This is a genomic window from Pseudomonas sp. FP603 (genome assembly GCF_030687415.1).
Lineage (GTDB): Bacteria > Pseudomonadota > Gammaproteobacteria > Pseudomonadales > Pseudomonadaceae > Aquipseudomonas > Aquipseudomonas wuhanensis.
The window spans coordinates 3987531-4005657 of record NZ_CP117431.1 but is presented as its reverse complement, the minus strand read 5'-3'; the positions used below and the strand labels follow the sequence as shown (position 1 = coordinate 4005657).

The 18127-nt window shown below is 60.2% G+C and carries 16 protein-coding genes; 6 read left to right on the top strand and 10 right to left on the bottom strand.

Translation table 11 applies throughout. From position 1 onward, the window contains the following. Positions 1-132 precede the first annotated feature (132 nt). The gene (locus PSH65_RS18200) at positions 133-1428 is read right to left on the bottom strand and encodes an OprD family porin (protein ID WP_305421611.1); all 1296 of its coding nucleotides are present in this window, start codon (positions 1426-1428) and stop codon (positions 133-135) included. A 239-nt stretch (positions 1429-1667) separates the two neighbouring features. Between PSH65_RS18200 and PSH65_RS18195 the strand changes: the two genes are divergently transcribed. Continuing rightward, positions 1668-2288 (top strand): TetR/AcrR family transcriptional regulator, encoded by a 621-nt coding sequence (locus tag PSH65_RS18195; protein ID WP_007899508.1) that lies wholly within the window; start codon positions 1668-1670, stop codon positions 2286-2288. Between the two features lie 140 nt (positions 2289-2428). On the opposite strand, the gene preA is transcribed toward PSH65_RS18195, so the two are convergent. The 3 genes from preA to hydA form a co-directional block, all read right to left on the bottom strand. Beyond that, positions 2429-3703, bottom strand: a complete 1275-nt coding sequence (gene preA / locus PSH65_RS18190) for an NAD-dependent dihydropyrimidine dehydrogenase subunit PreA (protein ID WP_305421610.1) — start codon at positions 3701-3703, stop codon at positions 2429-2431. Continuing rightward, on the bottom strand, positions 3704-5071 hold the full coding sequence (locus PSH65_RS18185; protein WP_305421609.1) for an NAD(P)-dependent oxidoreductase: 1368 nt from the start codon (positions 5069-5071) through the stop codon (positions 3704-3706). It abuts the gene before it with no gap. A 166-nt stretch (positions 5072-5237) separates the two neighbouring features. Continuing rightward, positions 5238-6677, bottom strand: coding sequence for a dihydropyrimidinase (gene hydA / locus PSH65_RS18180; RefSeq protein WP_305421608.1), 1440 nt, complete (start codon positions 6675-6677; stop codon positions 5238-5240). Between the two features lie 622 nt (positions 6678-7299). Between hydA and PSH65_RS18175 the strand changes: the two genes are divergently transcribed. Further along, positions 7300-8784: an NCS1 family nucleobase:cation symporter-1 gene (locus PSH65_RS18175; protein WP_305421607.1), complete on the top strand. Its 1485-nt coding sequence runs from the start codon at positions 7300-7302 to the stop codon at positions 8782-8784. 150 nt (positions 8785-8934) lie between these two features. Then, the gene (locus PSH65_RS18170) at positions 8935-10218 is read left to right on the top strand and encodes a Zn-dependent hydrolase (RefSeq protein ID WP_305421606.1); all 1284 of its coding nucleotides are present in this window, start codon (positions 8935-8937) and stop codon (positions 10216-10218) included. Between the two features lie 41 nt (positions 10219-10259). Here the strand turns inward: PSH65_RS18170 and PSH65_RS18165 are convergent, their stop codons facing one another. Both PSH65_RS18165 and PSH65_RS18160 read right to left on the bottom strand, forming a co-directional pair. Next, positions 10260-10673: a DUF6691 family protein gene (locus tag PSH65_RS18165; RefSeq protein ID WP_305421605.1), complete on the bottom strand. Its 414-nt coding sequence runs from the start codon at positions 10671-10673 to the stop codon at positions 10260-10262. A 5-nt stretch (positions 10674-10678) separates the two neighbouring features. Further along, positions 10679-11110, bottom strand: coding sequence for a YeeE/YedE family protein (locus tag PSH65_RS18160; protein ID WP_305421604.1), 432 nt, complete (start codon positions 11108-11110; stop codon positions 10679-10681). A gap of 168 nt (positions 11111-11278) precedes the next feature. Between PSH65_RS18160 and PSH65_RS18155 the strand changes: the two genes are divergently transcribed. Together PSH65_RS18155 and PSH65_RS18150 are read left to right on the top strand one after the other, a co-directional pair. Next, positions 11279-12775, top strand: a complete 1497-nt coding sequence (locus PSH65_RS18155) for a helix-turn-helix transcriptional regulator (protein WP_305421603.1) — start codon at positions 11279-11281, stop codon at positions 12773-12775. Between the two features lie 193 nt (positions 12776-12968). Next, positions 12969-13217, top strand: a complete 249-nt coding sequence (locus tag PSH65_RS18150; RefSeq protein WP_305421602.1) for a DUF1652 domain-containing protein — start codon at positions 12969-12971, stop codon at positions 13215-13217. A 466-nt stretch (positions 13218-13683) separates the two neighbouring features. Here the strand turns inward: PSH65_RS18150 and PSH65_RS18145 are convergent, their stop codons facing one another. The 3 genes from PSH65_RS18145 to PSH65_RS18135 form a co-directional block, all read right to left on the bottom strand. Next, positions 13684-14799: a Gfo/Idh/MocA family protein gene (locus tag PSH65_RS18145; RefSeq protein WP_305421601.1), complete on the bottom strand. Its 1116-nt coding sequence runs from the start codon at positions 14797-14799 to the stop codon at positions 13684-13686. Between the two features lie 271 nt (positions 14800-15070). After that, positions 15071-15838: an SDR family oxidoreductase gene (locus tag PSH65_RS18140; protein WP_052964181.1), complete on the bottom strand. Its 768-nt coding sequence runs from the start codon at positions 15836-15838 to the stop codon at positions 15071-15073. Positions 15839-15863: 25 nt separating this feature from the next. Further along, a complete protein-coding gene (locus PSH65_RS18135; RefSeq protein WP_305421600.1) occupies positions 15864-16931 on the bottom strand; it encodes a phosphotransferase family protein in 1068 nt (355 codons plus the stop codon). 188 nt (positions 16932-17119) lie between these two features. Between PSH65_RS18135 and PSH65_RS18130 the strand changes: the two genes are divergently transcribed. Beyond that, positions 17120-17515, top strand: coding sequence for a DUF4280 domain-containing protein (locus PSH65_RS18130; protein WP_007899527.1), 396 nt, complete (start codon positions 17120-17122; stop codon positions 17513-17515). Between the two features lie 63 nt (positions 17516-17578). Here PSH65_RS18130 and PSH65_RS18125 read toward each other — a convergent pair whose 3' ends face one another. Next, positions 17579-18121, bottom strand: a complete 543-nt coding sequence (locus tag PSH65_RS18125) for a toxin-antitoxin system YwqK family antitoxin (RefSeq protein WP_305421599.1) — start codon at positions 18119-18121, stop codon at positions 17579-17581. Positions 18122-18127: the final 6 nt, after the last annotated feature.

The window sequence follows — 18127 nt, the reverse complement described above, 5'->3', positions numbered from 1 at the left end:
TGCCGAACCTGTGGGAGCGGGCTTGCTCGCGAAGGCGGTGTGTCAGGCGACACTAATGTTGACTGTGCCGCCGTCTTCGCGAGCAAGCCCGCTTCCACATGGGATTTATGCCAACCTGCAAAGGTGCTGGCCTTACAACAACGAAATCGGATAACTGATGAAAATCCGGTTTTCATCGAATTCGTTGGTACTGAAATCGCGACGGATGGTCGCGTTGCGCCATTTGACGTTGAGGCTCTTAAGCGCGCCGCTTTGCACGGTGTAGGCCAGTTCCGATTCGCGGCCCCATTCCTTGCCGTCGGTGATCGCCCCGGTGTGTACGTTATCGCCGCTGATGTAGCGGTTCATCAGCGTCAGACCGGGGATGCCGAGGGCGACGAAGTTGTAGTCGTGACGCACCTGCCAGGAACGTTCCCTGGCGTTGTCATAGCTGGCGTTGTAGCTGTCGTTGGCCAGCGTGCCGCCGCTGGTGCCGTTGACGCGCATCCAGGCGCTGTCGCCGCTGAGTTTTTGCAGGCCGACATAGAAGGTGTTGCCGCCGTACTTGGCCGAGAGCAGGGCGAACGCAGTTTTGTTGTCGAGGTCGCCGGCCAGCGCGCTGCCGTCTTCCTTGCCGATGAAGTAACCGAGGTTGGCCCCCAAGGTCCAGTCCCCCATGGGCTGGCTGTGGCTCAGGTTGAAATACTGCTGCTGATAGATGTCGCTGAGCTCCGCGTACCAGACGCCGACCTGAGTGCGCTTTTCATTGAACGCATACTCGCCGCCGCCGAAGTTGAAGCGGTCGGAGGTGAACGCGCCTCTGCCGTTCATCGACATGTCTTCCATGCTCGCGTCATTGCGCGGGCTGTTGCCGCGGAACTGGCCGCCGTAGAGCGTCAGGCCGCTGATTTCGGTAGAGGTGACCTGGCCGCCGCGAAAGGTTTGCGGCAGCGAGCGGCCGTCATCGGAGCGCAGGATCGGCAGCACCGGCATCCATTCCCCGACCTTCAATTCGGTTTTCGACACCTTGGCTTTCAGCGCCACACCCAGACGACCGAAATTGTCCGCGGGGCGGCCGTCATCATGGATCGGCAGCAATTGCGTGCCGCCCGTGCCCTTACCGCCGTCGAGCTTCTGCGAATACATACCGAGCACATCCACGCCGAAACCGACGGGGCCCTGGGTGAAGCCGGATTTAGCGTCGAGGATGAAGTTTTGCGTCCACTCTTCAGCCTTGCCCTGGGCATTGTTCGGGTGGGTGAAGTTGCGATTGATGTAAGCGTTGCGCAGGTTCAGCGTGGCCTTGGCGTCATCGACGAAACCTTCGGCCTGGCTGGTCATGGGCAGGGCGAAGGCCAGGCTGCCGCACCCGATCAGGCTGAGGGTATGGCGACGGGCGAAGGTGGGGTGAGGGGTGCTGGCGAAGGAATTGCGGGCGAGTCTGCTCACAGTAACGCTCCCTGGTTTTTGTTATTCTTATTTTTGTTATACGTCGTCGTACAACATTGGCGGCGATTATTTGCAAGCCTTTGAGGGAATGTCAATCACAAGTTATACGATGACTTGTTGAAGGCCATCAATACCGGCCCACCGAGCCGCAAGACCGCTGTACGAAGTTTCGTTTCCCCCTGTCGCCCCGATCCAGAGCGGATGCTAGTCTTGACCAACGCTGTTGTCAGGGAGCCCTCATGGGCAATCACAAGATCGAGATTCGTCGCAGTAACGTCGAAAAGATTCTGCTGGGGGCCGAAAAAGTCTTCGCCGAAAAAGGGTTCGGCAGCACCGCCATGGCTGACATCGCCGCCGAAGTGCAACTGCCGCGTTCCAACCTGCATTACTACTTCAGCACCAAGAGCGAGCTGTACAGTGCGGTGCTCCTGGGTTTGCTGGAGGTCTGGAAGCAGGATGCTCTGTGCTTCGAGATGTTCGACGACCCGCGAGTGGTGCTCAGCAGCTACATCCGCGCCAAAATGAACCATTCCCGCAGTCGCCCTTACGGCTCGAAAGTCTGGGCCAACGAAATCATCCACGGTGCGCCGACACTGGGTGAGAAACTGGACGCCAGCCTGTACGACTGGGCCAAGATGAAAGAAGCGAAAATTCGCCAGTGGGTGGAGGACAAACGCATCCTGCCGGTGGAGCCTTCCAGCCTGCTGTACATGATCTGGGCTTCGACCCAGCATTACGCCGACTTTGACCACCAGGTGAATATTCTTAATGATCACCAGCCGTTGTCGGACATGCAGTTCGAGCGGGCGGTGCAGACGGTGACGAGTGTGATATTGCGTGGGATCGGGTTGGAGCCTTGAGTTGCGCGCCGCGGCAGCTGGCCTCTTCGCGAGCAAGCCCGCTCCCACAGGATTCTCGGTGTACACGGAATTTGTGTACGACATAAATCATTGTGGGAGCGGGCTTGCCCGCGATGGCGTCCGTTCAGGCGCCGCAGGGCTTAAAGTGCAACGTGGTACGGATTCCTCGGATCATGGTTCCAATCCAGAAACGGCTTGCCGGTATCCATCGGCACCATCTCAATACAATCCTGCACCGGACACGTGATCTGACACAGATTGCACCCCACACACTCATCATCAATCACTTCATATTTATGCGTTCCGTCTGCCTGTTTGAGGCTGGCAATCGCCTGGTGCGAGGTATCTTCGCAAGCAATGTGGCAGCGACCGCAACCGATGCAGGCCTCCTGATCAATCTTCGCAATTACCTGATAGTTGATGTCCAGGTACTTCCAGTCCGTGGTATTGCCCACCGCCCGCCCGGAAAATTCCGAGACACTGGCGTAGCCCTGACTGTCCATCCAGCGTGACAAACCGTCCTTCATCTCCTCGACAATCCGGAAGCCATGCAGCATCGCCGCCGTGCATACCTGTACCGAACCGCTGCCCAGCGCAATGAATTCCGCCGCATCGCGCCAGCTGCCAATCCCGCCAATGCCGCAGATCGGCAAGCCTTGGGTCTGAGGATCGCGGGCGATTTCGGCGACCATGTTCAGCGCAATCGGCTTGACCGCCGAGCCGCAATAACCACCATGGGTGCTTTGGCTACCGACGGCGGGATTGGCGACCATGCGTTCCAGGTTGACGCTGGTGATCGAGTTGATGGTGTTGATCAACGACACCGCATCGGCGCCGCCACGGTGGGCGGCACGAGCGGCGACGCGGATGTCGGTGATGTTCGGCGTGAGTTTGACGATCACCGGCAACGAGCAGTAAGTTTTGCACCAGCGAGTGACCTGCTCGACGTATTCCGGCACCTGGCCGACCGCCGCGCCCATGCCCCGTTCCGGCATGCCGTGGGGGCAGCCGAAATTCAGCTCGATGCCATCGGCCCCGGTGGCTTCCACCAGCGGCAGGATGTTTTTCCACGACTCTTCGACACAGGGCACCATCAGCGACACGATCAGCGCACGGTCCGGCCAGTCCTTTTTGACCTGGGTGATTTCCCGCAGGTTGATGTCCAGCGAACGGTCGGTGATCAGTTCGATGTTGTTAAAACCCATCACTTCACGGTTGGGCCCGAAGTGCGCCGAGTAACGCGACGATACGTTGACCGCCGCCGGGTCTTCACCCAAGGTCTTCCAGACCACGCCGCCCCAGCCGGCCTCGAACGCGCGAACCACGTTGTAGGCTTTGTCGGTCGGTGGCGCGGAGGCCAGCCAGAACGGATTGGGGGCTTTGATGCCGGCGAAAACAATCGAGAGATCGGCCATTTACGCAGCCTCCACGTTGAGCATGAGTTGAGCGTTGATGGCCTCGGCGGCCAGCTTGCCGTGCTGCACGGCTTGCACGGTGAGGTCCTGATCGAGGCTGGTGCAGTCGCCGCCGGCATACACGCCGGGAATGCTGGTGCGCAGCTGTTCGTCGACCAGGATGCGGTCGCCCTGACGCTTGAGTTCTCGGGCCAGCGGATCGGCGAGGGCAGCGGCGTCGAAAGCCTGGCCGATGGCTTTGAAGATCGCGTCGGCGGCCAGTTCAAAGGTTTCGCCAGTGGTTTGCAGACGACCTTCCACCAATCGGGTACGGGCGAAGCGCATGCCGCGCACGTTACCCTGATCGTCGAGCAGCACCTCTTCAGGTTGTGCCCAGGTCAGCAGGCGTACCTGATTGGCCTTGGCGATGTCCTGTTCGTGAGCGGTGGCACCCATGTCCTCGACGCCGCGGCGGTACACCAGATTCACATCGCGGGCACCGAGGCGGGCCATTTGCACGGCCATGTCGATGGCGGTGTTGCCGGCACCGAGAACGATGCAGCGTTCGGCCAGTGGAAGTTGCGTCAGGTCATCAGTCTGGCGCAGTTCGCGGATGTAGTCGGTGGCGGCGAGCAGGCCGGGGGCATCTTCATGGGCCAGGCCCAATTGTTTGCTGGCGTTGAGGCCGATGCCGAGGAACACCGCGTCGAATTGCTGATGCAGTTCGCTGAGGCTCAGGTTGTCGCCGAGTTTCTGCCCGTGGCGAATCTCGATCCCGCCAATCCCCAGCAGAAATTCCAGCTCCTTCTGCGCGTAATCATCCACCAGTTTGTATTTGGCGATTCCGTATTCGTTGAGACCGCCAGCCTTTTCCCGCGCCTCGAAAATGACCACGTCATGGCCGTGCATGGCACTGCGGTGAGCGCAGGACAAACCCGCCGGGCCCGCGCCGACCACGGCGATGCGCTTGCCGGTGGCGGCGGCGCGTTGGAACGGGTGTTCGCTGAAGTTCGCGTTGTCCACGGCATAGCGTTGCAACAGGCCGATCAGCACCGGCGCGCATTCCTGGGCGTTGTTGCGCACGCAGGCTTGCTGGCAGAGGATTTCCGTCGGGCAGACCCGGGCGCAACTGCCGCCGAGGATGTTGGCCGAGAGGATTTTCTGCGCCGCGCCCTGAACGTTTTCCTGATGGATATTGCGGATGAACGATGGAATATCGATGTCGCTTGGACAGGCATTCACGCATGGCGCGTCGTAGCAATACAGGCAGCGCGAGGCCTCCAGATGCGCCTGACGGTCGTTGAGTGGCGGCGCCAGATCGGTGAAATGGCCGGCGAGGGCGGCCGCGTCCTCATGGGGATGCGGGAGGTGGTTCAAAGTCTTGATCACGGTGTTGGCCTCACGGTTATTTGAGGTGCTGCCTCTGGTGGGCTGATCGTTCCCACGCTCTGCGTGGGAATGCCTCAAGGGACGCTCCGCGTTCCAATGGGACGCAGAGCGTCCCGGGCTGCATTCCCACGCAGAGCGTGGGAACGATCGGATCGGGAGTACAGGTTCAGCGTTTCACAGCAACCGGCCTGCACATCTCAGCCCGCTTGCTCAGCAAATCAAACACCGCCGGATACGCCGGCCGTTCGACATACCGACCGGCACCACGCTCGGCCCGCAAATCACCATCGGCCCACACCACTCGGCCCTGACTGACGGTGTGGCTCGGCACGCCGCGCACGGTCTTGCCTTCAAAGATGTTGAAGTCGACTTGCTGGTGATGGGTCGTGGCTGAAATCGTCCGCGTGCCTTCCGGGTCCCACAGCACCAGATCGGCATCGGCCCCGACACGAATCGCCCCTTTGCGCGGATAGAGGTTGAAGATCTTCGCGGTGTTGGTGGAGGTGAGGGCAACGAAGTGCTGCATCGACAAGCGCCCGGTGTTCACCCCTTCATCCCAGAGCACCGCCATGCGGTCTTCGATCCCGGCGGTGCCGTTGGGGATCTTGCTGAAGTCGTCACGGCCGGCGGCTTTTTGCTCGGCGCAGAAGCAGCAGTGGTCGGTGGCGGTGGTGTGCAGGTTGCCCGCTTGCAGGCCATGCCAAAGGGCTTCTTGATGACCGCGTGGACGGAAGGGCGGGCTCATCACGTACCCGGCGGCAGTCTGCCAGTCCGGGTGTTGGTAAACGCTGTCGTCCAGCAGCAGATGCCCGGCCAGCACTTCGCCGTAAACCGGTTGGCCCTTGGCGCGGGCATAGGTGATTTCGTCGAGGGCTTCCTTGGTCGAGACATGGACCAGATACAGCGGCGTGCCGAGGGTTTCGGCAATGCGGATCGCCCGGCTCGCGGCTTCGCCTTCCACCTGCGAAGGCCGCGACAGCGGATGCGCTTCCGGCCCGGTGATGCCCTGGGCCATCAACTTGCGTTGCAGGTGATAGACCAGCTCGCCGTTTTCCGCGTGCACGGTCGGCACCGCGCCTAATTCCAGGCAGCGCTCGAAACTCGCCACCAGCGTATCGTCGGCGGCCATGATCGCGTTCTTGTAGGCCATGAAATGCTTGAAGCTGTTGACCCCGTGCTGGCTGACCAGCTCGGCCATTTCCTCGCGGACTTGCTCGCTCCACCAGGTGATGGCGACGTGAAAGCCATAGTCAGACGCCGACTTCTCGGCCCAGCCGCGCCATTGATGAAAGGCCTCCATCAACGATTGCTGTGGGTTGGGTATCACGAAGTCGATGATCGACGTGGTGCCACCGGCCAATCCCGCCGCAGTACCGCTGAAAAAATCTTCGCTGGCCACCGTGCCCATGAAGGGCAGTTGCATGTGGGTGTGCGGATCGATGCCGCCGGGCATCAGGTATTGGCCGCTGCCGTCGAGCACTTGCGCATCGGCGGGAACATCGAGGTTTTCACCGATGGCTTTGATCACGCCGTCAGCGCAATAGACGTCGGCGCGATAACTTTCATCATGGGTAATAACGGTGGCGCCACGGATCAACAGAGACATTCCGAGTTCCTCGCAGGCATGACCGACTATTGCCGGTTCTAGATGTTTTATATGAAGCAGACGCCAATCGGTGTATTCCTGTCAGCGCTGTCAAGAATAGACGCTAGCTGCAGTTTGTGGATTGAGCAAGAATATTTTTTATAAGCTTATTACTGTTTTAACTGATTGATAAATAACGATAAAAAATGAAAATCACCAAAATGGTGAGACCGCTCACCATTTTGACGCACTTGACAGGTTGGAAATATGGTCAAGATTTTCTATGTGAAATCAGCCGGTTGAGGATGGTCTATGGTTGATGCGCAACCTTTCAAAAAAAGATCGACGCACCAGATTGAGTCCTGACTGTTCGGACAACTTGCCTGGCATTCGGCCTGAGTGACAGGGCAACTGACCGGGGACTCGCTAGTTGGATAAATAAAGCTGATTAACATCAGTTGGTTAGCAAAGTTTTATGGCACTGCCCGAGGCGCAAGCGGGGCACCCGGCACGTTTATTGATGCCGCCGCTGACACCGTGGCCGGTCCGTAAAAGTTGTCAGTTTCTCCGGCCATCGTCCGGCTCGCGCGCATTGCGCCAGCCTCTGATGAGCAAAAATAATCAAAAGAACAGTGGAGCGGCCATGCAACAGATCAGATCGCAAGTGACCGAGCGCGACGGCTTGTTTGAGCTCGAAGCCGGCAGCGATGTCCTCGACAGTCCCCGATACAACCACGACATGGCACCGACCAAGGTGCGCGAACGAACCTGGAACAAATGGCACATCACCGCGCTGTGGGTCGGCATGGCGATCTGCGTGCCGACTTACACCCTCGGCGGTGTGCTCACTGCCTACTTCGGCCTGACCGTGGGCGAAGCGCTGCTGGCGATTCTGTTCGCCAATATCATCGTGCTGATCCCGCTGACCCTGAATGCCTTCCCCGGCACCAAGTACGGCATTCCGTTTCCGGTATTGCTGCGCTCGTCCTTCGGCATTCTCGGTTCCAACATCCCGTGCCTGATCCGCGCCCTGGTGGCGTGCGGCTGGTTCGGCATCCAGACCATGTTCGGCGGGCTGGCGATTCACCTGTTTCTCGGCTCGGTGTTCGATGGCTGGAAGGCCCTTGGCGGTACCGGCGAGGTGATCGGCTTCATGCTGTTCTGGGCCTTGAACCTGTGGGTGGTGATTCGCGGCGCGGACTCGATCAAATGGTTGGAAACCCTCTCGGCACCGTTGTTGGTGCTGGTGGGCGTGGGGCTGTTGGTGTGGGCCATGCCGAATGTATCGATGACCGAGTTGCTGGCGATCCCGGCCAAGCGTCCGGAAGGGGCCGGCGTGGCCAGTTATTTCGCCGCCGGGCTGACCGCCATGGTCGGCTTCTGGGCCACGTTGTCGCTGAACATCCCGGACTTCAGCCGCTACGCGAAAAGCCAGAAGGACCAGATCGTCGGGCAGATCATCGGTTTACCCCTGACCATGTTCCTGTTCGCCTCCCTCGGCGTGGTGATGACGGCCGCGTCGGTCAAACTGGTGGGTGTCACTGTCTCTGATCCGGTCACCCTGATCGGCCATATCCAGAGCCCGGTCTGGGTCGCACTGGCCATGGCGCTGATCATCATCGCCACCTTGTCCACCAACACCGCGGCCAACATCGTGTCGCCGACCAACGATTTCCAGAACGTTGCGCCCAAGTACATCAACCGCACCACGGCGGTGATGCTCACGGGGTTGGTCGGGTTGGCGCTGATGGCTCATGAATTGTTGAAAAAGCTCGGGCTGATCGTTTCGGATTTAAGCCTGGAGACGGTGTATTCCAACTGGTTGCTGGGGTATTCGAGCCTGCTGGGCCCGATCGCCGGGATCATGGTGGTGGACTATTTCCTGATCAAGAAACAGCAACTGGATTTGGCCGGACTTTACCGCGATGACGTTTACCCGGCGTGGAACTGGTTCGGCTTTATCGCGTTCGGCGTGCCGGTGGCGTTAACGCTGCTGTCGCTGGGCAGCGATGCATTCAGCTGGTTTTACAGCTATGGCTGGTTCACCGGTTCGGCCCTTGGTGGGCTGATTTATTACGGGTTGAGTGTGATGCGGCCGAGTCCTACTGCTGTGAAATCTGCGGTGTGAGCACCGGCCTCATCGCGGGCAAGCCCGCTCCCACATGGATTTTGTGAACACTGAAAATCCCTGTGGGAGCGGGCTTGCCCGCGATGGCGCCCTCACAGTTACCAAAAATTTGCCTGAAGAAATCCATAACAACTGCCTGAGGAGATCACCATGAACGCTGCCATAGACGTTCTGCAATCCACCCATCAGCACATCAACCGCGACCGTCTGTGGCAGTCGCTCATGGACCTGGCCAGACTCGGCGCCACGGTCAAGGGCGGGGTCTGCCGACTGGCCCTGACCGACCTCGACCGTCAGGCCCGGGACATTTTCGTGAACTGGTGCGAGGAAGCCGGCTGCACCGTCAGCATCGACGCCGTCGGCAACATCTTCGCCCGCCGTCCGGGGCGCAACCCGAACCTGCCACCGGTGATGACCGGCAGCCACATCGACACCCAGCCCACCGGCGGCAAGTTCGATGGCTGCTTCGGCGTGCTGGCCGGGGTCGAAGTGTTGCGCACCCTCAATGACCTGGGCGTGGAAACCGAAGCGCCGCTGGAAGTGGTGGTCTGGACCAACGAAGAAGGCTCGCGTTTTGCCCCCTGCATGATGGGCTCTGGCGTGTTTGCGGAAAAATTCACCCTCGAAGAAACCCTGGCCAAAGTCGATGCCGAGGGCGTGACTGTCGGCGAAGCCCTGAACGCCATTGGTTACGCCGGGCCGCGCAAGGTCAGCGGCCACGCCGTCGGTGCGTATTTCGAGGCCCACATCGAGCAAGGCCCGATTCTTGAGGACGAGCGCAAAACCATCGGCGTGGTGATGGGCGCTCTCGGACAGAAATGGTTCGACCTGAAACTGCGCGGCGTCGAAGCCCACGCCGGCCCGACGCCGATGCACCTGCGCAAGGATGCTCTGGTCGGCGCCTCAGTGATCGTCGGCGCGGTCAATCGCGCCGCCCTCGGCCACCAACCCCACGCGTGCGGCACCGTCGGCTGCCTGCAAGCCTACCCCGGCTCGCGCAACGTGATTCCCGGTGAAGTGCGCATGACCCTGGACTTCCGTCATCTGGAGCCGGCGCGACTCGATTCAATGATCGCCGAAGTCCGCGAAGTCATCGAAACCACCTGCGAGGAACACGGCCTGACCTTTGAACTGACTCCCACCGCCGACTTCCCGCCGCTGTACTTCGACAAGGGCTGCGTCGAAGCGGTACGCGGCGCGGCGCAAGGGCTGGGGCTGTCGCACATGGACATCGTCAGCGGGGCAGGGCACGACGCGATTTTCCTCGCCGAGCTCGGCCCGGCCGGGATGATTTTCGTGCCTTGCGAGGGCGGTATCAGCCACAACGAAATCGAAAACGCCGCGCCGGATGACCTGGCCGCAGGGTGTGCAGTGTTGTTGCGGGCGATGCTGGCGGCTTCGGATGCGATTGCCAGTGGCAAGCGAGCGGCTTGAGGCATCGGTTGTTCGATAGCCTCATTGCGTTGGCGGGATGCTCAACGGCGGGTTTGCAACGCTTTGAAGATCAGCATCCCCGCCAGCATGGCGATGACGAAAACCCAGGCCTGCCAGTGGCCCGTCGGTAGCAACACCAGCGCCGGACCGGGACAGATACCGGCAATGCCCCAACCGACGCCGAAGAGCAGGCTGCCACCGATCAGGCGTCGGTCCAGCTCACGGCTGACCGGCAACTGCATCGGCGCCCCCAGCAAGGACGTCGGTTGTTTCATGGCCCAGTGGAACGGCGCCCAAGCCACGGCAATGGCCCCGATCATGACCAGCGCCAGGGAGGGATCCCATAGACCGGTAATGTCCAGAAAACCCAGAACTTTGGCCGGATTTGCCATGCCGGCCAGCAACAGGCCGATGCCGAACAGCAGGCCGGCGAGGAAAGCGGTCAGTTTGCGCATGTTACTTACCCCAGCAGATGACGCAGGACGAACACTGTCACGAAGCCTGTGAACATGAAGCTTAAGGTGGCGGCAATGGAGCGCGGTGACAGGCGCGAGATACCGCACACGCCGTGGCCACTGGTGCAGCCGGAGCCGTAACGAGTGCCGATACCGACGCATAATCCGGCGACAATCAGGCCCACCGCACCGGTTTTGAATTCGATGACCGGCCATGCATGAAACAGCGCCCAGACCAGCGGTGCCACCAACAGTCCGAGCAGGAACAGGGCCTTTTCGCCCCGTCCTGAATCATGACGCTCCAGCAGGCTGCCCAACAGCCCGCTGATCCCGGCAACCCGCCCGTTGGCCACCACCATTACGCTTGCGGCCACGCCGATCAGCGCCCCTCCCACGAGGGCGGACCAGGGGGTGAAATGAAGAGAATCAAACACCATGGCAACTCTCCAGATAATCAAAGAACGGCACTAAACCACTCTTTCCTTATTGAGCATAGGGCTACTTTGGGAGGGCAGCGGGTGCCGGCTTTGCACTATCGCAAGCGTCTGCGGTCGTAATCTTCACTGGGCCGTGCGCAAAGGTGCCGCCGCAATTGTGGAGATCCAATGAGCCAGGACATCCTGACCACCGAAACCAATCGCCGCCAGTTGCAGCAGATCATTGCCGGGCTGTCCGATGGGGTGATTTTGCTGGAGCTCGACCAGACCATTCTTTGGGCCAATGACGCCGCGCTGGCCATGCACGGTGTCAGTCGGATCGGTGAACTGGGCGCCAATGCCAAGGAGTACGCGCAGCGGTTTGCCTTGCGTTATCGCAACAATCACCCGGTAGCGCCGGAGAATTATCCGATCAGCCGCGTTGCCCGTGGCGAGACGTTCAGCGATGTGCTGATCGAGTTGACGCCAGTCGAAAACGATGAGCGCACCTGGGTCCACAGCGTGCGCAGCATGGTGTTGGCCGACCGCGCCGGTGAGCCGGAGTCGTTGGTGCTGATCATGAACGACGTCACCGAATGGGCCAGCGCCGAGCAGCGTTTCGAAAAGATCTTCAATGCCAACCCGGCCCCGGCGGTGATCTGTCGCCTCAGCGATTTGCGCTACATCAAAGTCAACCAGGGCTTCCTGGAAATGACTGGCTATGCCCGTGATCAGGTGATCGGCGCTTCGACCTATGAGTTGGATGTGCTGGAGCGCGCTGAAAACAAGGATCTGGCCAAGCAGCGTTTGCGTGACGGGGCAACCATTCCGCAGATGCAGGCCGAACTGCAATTGCCCGACGGCGGCAGCAAGCAGGTGATCGTTGCCGGGCAACCGCTTGAGCTCAACGACGAAGCTTGCATGCTGTTTTCCTTCGTCAACATGGAGCTTCGGCACAAGGCCGAAATCGCCCTGCGCCAGAGCGAGGAACGGTTCGCCAAAGCGTTTCGCCTCACTCCGGTGCCGATCCTGGTGTGCCGCGCCGCCGACCAAGTGGTGATGGACGTCAACGAAGCCTTCCTCGAGTCCCTCGCATTTCCCAATGATGAAGTGCTCGGCAAGACCGTGGCGCAACTCGGCTTCATTGATGACGCGGGCGCTCGCACGCGACTGTTTGCGACCCTGGAGAAAAGCGGGCGGGTGGATCGTGTCGATGTTCGGGTGCGCAGGAAGGATGCCGGGCTGATTGATTGTGCGGTCTCGGCGGACACCGTGAACATTCAGGATGGCTCTTGCTACCTGCTGGTGTTGATGGACATCACCGAGCGCAAACGCACCGAGCTGGAGTTGGTGTCGGCGATCGAAGAGGTGATGAAAGATGCGTCCTGGTTCAGCCGCACGCTGATCGAAAAACTCGCCAACGTGAAGAACGTCAATTCGCCGCAGTTGCCCAGTGTGTCGTTCACCGACCTGACCGCCCGGGAGCGCGATGTGCTCGGCCTGATCTGTGAAGGCCTGGCTGACAAGGAGATTGCTGCGCGTCTGAAGCTGGCACCCAATACGGTGCGCAATCATGTGTCGACGGTGTATTCCAAACTCGATGTGCATAGCCGTAGCGAGGCGATTGTCTGGGCTCGCGAGCGAGGTCTGTTCTCCGGCGTGAAGCGGATCAAGGGGCAACGTTAAGGTGCAAATGCACTAGTGCGGGTGGTGCAATTTCATGTGTTGATCATATGGGGCTTTTTCTAGGCTGTCGGGGTGCGAGACGTGGCTTGGGCCCGGTATCGCGTCCTCTTCGATGCAGCTGAAGGAACAACCTCATGGGTGCGAAAAGAACAAGCGGGCAGTCGATTTTACGCTGTCGCCAAGGTGAGTCGGGATGAGTGACCTGGTGCAATTGCGTATGCAGTTGGAGCGGAGCTTTTTGCCGTTGGCCTGTGAGTGTGCGCTTGCCGGGGATAATTCGTTGACGGTGAAGCTTTACCATCCGGCGACAGGGCAGGTGGATCTGGTGGTCAGCGGGTTGAACGTGGCGACGCTCCGGACGCCGGAGGCAGTGGCGGCGTTGATTGAAGAGCTGCGCTATGAGCTTGAAAGCAGTGGCTTGAATCGATCCTCCGCTCTTTAGGCGTCATATCCCGCAGGCCTGCGGTAATGGAGTGGTTGCTGTCTTTCTGGCATTGGCGGGTAGCTAAGCTATAAGGAATGCGAGGGTATTTCTTTTCTGTGACAGGGCCGCGGGTTCGCGGGGTGGTTTTCGAGTCGCGGAAAATGTCGATCACTTACCGCGGGTCAGCCTATGAACAGTTTTGGAAAATGTGCTTTTTCGCCACTGTCGCTCGCATTCTGCGCGGCGATTCTGGGTGGTTGCGCCAGTCCGCCACCTCCACCACCCGCTGCGCCGCCACCGCCACCGGTTCGTACCTGTCAGACCTCCGAAAACACCGAAGTGCAGGGTGAGGTGAGGGCTGAAGGGCAGGTGACCCGGACCACTACCATGACCCGTTGTGTCACTCAGTAAGTTTGCTCCGGCGTGATGGTGTGTACCGCCAGTTGCCTACTGCGCGACTGGCGGGTGTGGCCTGAGTGGTGGGTCAGACTTCCTCGATCCTGACCCACCGCGACTCTAGTGCCGCCAAACGAATCGCCGTCGCCAAGCGTTCGACTTCCCACGCTTGTTCGAAATCTGTCCCGTCCTGACCCAGGCCGGCCAGCGCCATCACCAACTCATGCACTTCAAGGGTCTTGAGTTCGTTGTAACCCAACTGATGCCCCGGCGCCGGGCTGAAGGCGGCATAACCCGGTAAATCCGGCCCGGCCAGCAGCCGTTGGAAACCGCCTTGCCCTGCGCGATACATCCGCAGTTCATTCAAACGTTCCTGATCGAACGCCAGGGTGCCCTGGGTGCCGCTGATTTCGAAACTCAGGTGATTCTTGTAACCGTGTTTGAGCCAGCTGCTGCTGAACGTCCCTCGCGCACCGTTGGCGAATCGCAGCAACGCGTGGACCTGATCGTCGACCGCGACCTCACGTTGCTCCTGGCCACCTGACGTTGCGGGGCGTTGTGCATGTACGGTCTGGGTATCCGCGCACACCGCCTCGACGTCGCCCAGCAGATGACGGGCCATGGCCAGCAAGTGACTGCCCAGGTCCGCCAAGGCACCGCCGGCGTAACTGGCGTCGCAGCGCCAGGACCAGGGTGATACGGGGTCGGCCATGAAGTCTTCGCTGAATTCGCCCTGGAAACTGATGATCTGCCCCAACGCGCCGCTTTGGATCAAATCGCGAGCCAGACCGATGATCGGGTTGTGTTGGTAGTTGTAACCGACCCGCGTTACCACGCCTGCGGCTTTAGCAGCCAGACGCATTGCGCTGGCCTGTTCGAGGTTCACCGCCAACGGCTTTTCGCAGTACACCGGCTTGCCGGCGGCGAGGGCGGCCATGGCCATGGGGTAGTGCAGATGGTTAGGGGTGGTGATGGCGATCAGGTTGACCTTGGGGTCATTGATCAGCTGTTGCCAGTCGCTGTGAGCGGTATCGAAGCCCCAGGCGTCGGCGCAGTGGCGCGCGCGTTGCGGGTCGGCGTCGGCGAGGGCGGCGAGTTTGAGGTTCAGCGGTAATTCAAAAACGGCGCTGACGTTGCGAAAGGCCAAGGCGTGGGCGCGGCCCATGAAACCTGTGCCGATGAGTCCGATACCGAGTTCGCGCATAGCCGGGGTCCTTTGGATTTTTATTTTCAGGAGGGCTATTTATGGAACAAAAATTCCCAATATGCAAATTGTGGAATAAATATTCTTGCGGGAATCTGATCGTTCCCACGCTCTGCGTGGGAACGCAGTCAGGGACGCTCCGCGTCCCCAAAGAGCGGACGCAGAGCGTCCGGTGAGGCATTCCCACGCAGAGCGTGGGAACGATCAGTGGTGAGTGCTGAAAACAAAAAGGCAGCCCTGAGGCAGCCTTCGGTTTATTCGCAGAACCAAATCAGGACAGAAATCCACCATCCACATTCAACGAAACCCCAGTCGTATAGCTCGAAGCATCACTCGCCAGATACAACACCGCCCCTGCCATCTCGCTCGGATCCGCCACACGCTTGAGCGGAATCTGCTGCAGCGCGGTTTGCAGAATGGCGTCGTTTTTCACCAGAGCCGAAGCAAATTTGGTGTCGGTCAGACCCGGCAGCAAGGCGTTGCAACGGATGCCGAATTGCGCGCATTCCTTGGCGAAGACTTTGGTCATGTTGATCACGGCAGCCTTGGTCACCGAGTAGATGCCCTGGAAGATCCCCGGCGAAATACCGTTGATCGAGGCGACGTTGATGATGCTGCCGCCACCGTGTTCGCGCATCAGTTTGCCGGCTTCAACCGACATGAAGAAGTAGCCGCGAATGTTCACGTCGACGGTTTTCTGGAAGGCGCTGAGGTCGGTGTCCAGTACGTTGCAGAACTGCGGGTTGGTCGCGGCGTTGTTGACCAGGATGTCCAAGCGCCCGAATTGTTCGCGGATGGCGGCGAAGACCTGGGTGATCTGTTCCATCTCACCGATGTGGCAAGCAATGGCGGTGGCCTTGCCGCCGGCGGCGATGATTGCGTCGGCGACGTGCTGGCAGCCGTCGAGCTTGCGGCTCGAAACGATCACGTGGGCGCCTTGCTGCGCCAGCAGTTTGGCGATGGCTTCACCAATGCCGCGACTGGCACCTGAGACGAAAGCGATCTTGCCGTCGAGGTCGAACAACTGAGTCTTTGACATGATTTTTCCTTGTTATGGGGCCTGATCAGAGGCTGGATTTCTGAATGACCTGCAAGCTCATCTGCTCCAGCAGTTTGTTCATGTGAATGAACTGCGCGAAGCGTTTGTCCTGGGTCTGACCATGGAAGAAGCGGTAGTAGATCTGCTGCACGATGCCGGCCAGACGGAACAGGCCGTAGGTGTAGTAGAAGTCGAAGTTGTCGATCTGGATGCCGGCGCGCTCGGCGTAGTAATCGACGAACTCACGGCGGGTCAGCATGCCGGGAGCGTGGCTTGGCTGGCGGCGCATCAGTTGCACCGGCGCCGGGTCGTCGGCTTCGATCCAGTAGGCGAGGGTGTTGCCCAGGTCCATCAGCGGGTCGCCGAGGGTGGTCAACTCCCAATCCAGCACGCCAATGATCTGCATCGGGTTCTCGGGATCGAGGATCACGTTGTCGAAGCGGTAGTCGTTGTGGACGATGCTCGACGTCGGGTGATCGGCCGGCATCTTGTCGTTGAGCCAGGCCTTTACCGCTTCCCACTTTGGCGCATCCGGGGTCAGGGCTTTTTCGTAGCGCTCGCTCCAGCCTTTGATTTGCCGCGCTACATAACCTTCGGGTTTGCCGAGGTCGCCCAGGCCATAGGCCTTGTAGTCGACCCGGTGCAGTTCCACGAATTTGTCGATGAAGCTCTTGCACAGGGCTTCGGTCTTCGCCGAATCGAGCCCCAGTTCCGGCGGCAGTTCGGCGCGCAGGATGATGCCCTTGACCCGTTCCATCACATAAAACTCGGCGCCGATCACCGATTCGTCGGTGCAGTGCACGTAGGCTTTGGGGCAATAGGGGAAACCGTCCCGCAGCTGATTGAGGATGCGGAATTCGCGGCCCATGTCATGGGCGGACTTGGCCTTGTGACCGAACGGCGGCCGACGCAGGACGAATTCCTGTTCGGGGTATTCGAGCAGGTAAGTCAGGTTCGACGCACCGCCCGGAAACTGGCTGATCACAGGCAAGCCACTCAGGCCCGGAATGTGCGCCTTGAGGTACGGATCGATCAGGCTGGCATCGAGTTCTTCGCCGGAGCGGATACGGGTGGACTGGTCAGTAAGCGCCATGCTTATCCCTTCTGCTTATTTTGGAGGCCAGACATCATTGGCTAATCTAATGGTGCGCCGGGGTCGCCACAAGCACGGTTCGGTCTTATAGGTTAGCGTGTTGCCGGATAATCAGCGTTCCTGATGTGCGCGAACAGGCGCGGCGGACTATGGTTCAGGGAGCATCGCTTCCAGGAAGGAGATTCGACATGGGCTGTCCGCAAGTTTGCGCCACCGCGACCCTGCAATGCAGTTTCGGCGCGGCGCCAGCGGTACTCAACGTGCTGCCGGTGAATCGCACGCTGACTGGGGGCATGCCGGCGGCGAACATCATGGACCACATTCCGCTGGTGAACGTCATGCCGTTCGGCACGTGCATGAGCATGGCCAACCCGATGGTCGCGGCCGCCACCGCCGCAGCGCTTGGCGTACTGACACCGATGCCCTGCATCCCGGCCACCGCCACCCCCTGGATTCCCGGCGGCGCACCGACCCTGCTGCTGGGCGGCATGCCGGCCATCGATGCCAACAGCACCTTGATGTGCAACTGGGCTGGGGTGATCAAAATCGTCATGCCGGGGCAGATGCAGATGCTGATTCCCTGACTTACACGATCAACGTGTGGGAGCGGGCTTGCTCGCGAAGAGGCCATGACATCAATGCAAGACTCAGGCTTGGGCAGGATCACTCCAGCGCCTGAACCACCAGCGAACCCTTGAGATCGGTTTACCCTCGGCATCCAGCGGTCGCCCATCGGCGGCGAAGCCCTGTTCCGGCTCCAGCAACTGGCCATTGAGATAATGGGCCTCGACGGCGGGTTTGCCGTTGGGATGAAAGCGCTGATAACGCCCGTCGCGAACGCCATTGCGATAGAACTCGGCCTCCGCCAGTTGCCCATCGGGAAAGTAATTGAACGCCTCGCCATGCAGCAGCCCTCGGCGGTAAGTCGCCTTGCGCTGCAGGCTGCCTTCGGGGGCATAGAAACTGGCAACCCCCTGCAGCTTGTCATGGACAAACGGCAGCTGCGCCGAGACCTTGCCATTGGGGTGGTAAAGCAAAGTGGTGCCTTGCAGTTCGCCCTGGCTGTAGTGCAAATCAGCTTGCACGCGCCCGTCATCCTTGATGTTCAGTGCACCGTCGAGCTGGCCATCGAGCAAGCGACCTTTGAGGTGTTTATCGTTCTGCTGCAAATCCAGTGGCGTGATGGCCATGGGTTA

Bases quoted from the DNA above. Each gene is read 5' to 3' on its own strand.
- preA (WP_305421610.1), bottom strand. From the start codon at position 3,703: ATGGCCGATCTCTCGATTGTTTTCGCCGGCATCAAAGCCCCCAATCCG.
- PSH65_RS18175 (WP_305421607.1), top strand. From the start codon at position 7,300: ATGCAACAGATCAGATCGCAAGTGACCGAGCGCGACGGCTTGTTTGAG.
- PSH65_RS18165 (WP_305421605.1), bottom strand. From the start codon at position 10,673: ATGCGCAAACTGACCGCTTTCCTCGCCGGCCTGCTGTTCGGCATCGGC.
- PSH65_RS18125 (WP_305421599.1), bottom strand. From the start codon at position 18,121: ATGGCCATCACGCCACTGGATTTGCAGCAGAACGATAAACACCTCAAA.
- PSH65_RS18130 (WP_007899527.1), top strand. From the start codon at position 17,120: ATGGGCTGTCCGCAAGTTTGCGCCACCGCGACCCTGCAATGCAGTTTC.
- PSH65_RS18150 (WP_305421602.1), top strand. From the start codon at position 12,969: ATGAGTGACCTGGTGCAATTGCGTATGCAGTTGGAGCGGAGCTTTTTG.
- PSH65_RS18140 (WP_052964181.1), bottom strand. From the start codon at position 15,838: ATGTCAAAGACTCAGTTGTTCGACCTCGACGGCAAGATCGCTTTCGTC.
- PSH65_RS18170 (WP_305421606.1), top strand. From the start codon at position 8,935: ATGAACGCTGCCATAGACGTTCTGCAATCCACCCATCAGCACATCAAC.
- PSH65_RS18145 (WP_305421601.1), bottom strand. From the start codon at position 14,799: ATGCGCGAACTCGGTATCGGACTCATCGGCACAGGTTTCATGGGCCGC.
- PSH65_RS18155 (WP_305421603.1), top strand. From the start codon at position 11,279: ATGAGCCAGGACATCCTGACCACCGAAACCAATCGCCGCCAGTTGCAG.
- hydA (WP_305421608.1), bottom strand. From the start codon at position 6,677: ATGTCTCTGTTGATCCGTGGCGCCACCGTTATTACCCATGATGAAAGT.
- PSH65_RS18135 (WP_305421600.1), bottom strand. From the start codon at position 16,931: ATGGCGCTTACTGACCAGTCCACCCGTATCCGCTCCGGCGAAGAACTC.
- PSH65_RS18195 (WP_007899508.1), top strand. From the start codon at position 1,668: ATGGGCAATCACAAGATCGAGATTCGTCGCAGTAACGTCGAAAAGATT.
- PSH65_RS18160 (WP_305421604.1), bottom strand. From the start codon at position 11,110: ATGGTGTTTGATTCTCTTCATTTCACCCCCTGGTCCGCCCTCGTGGGA.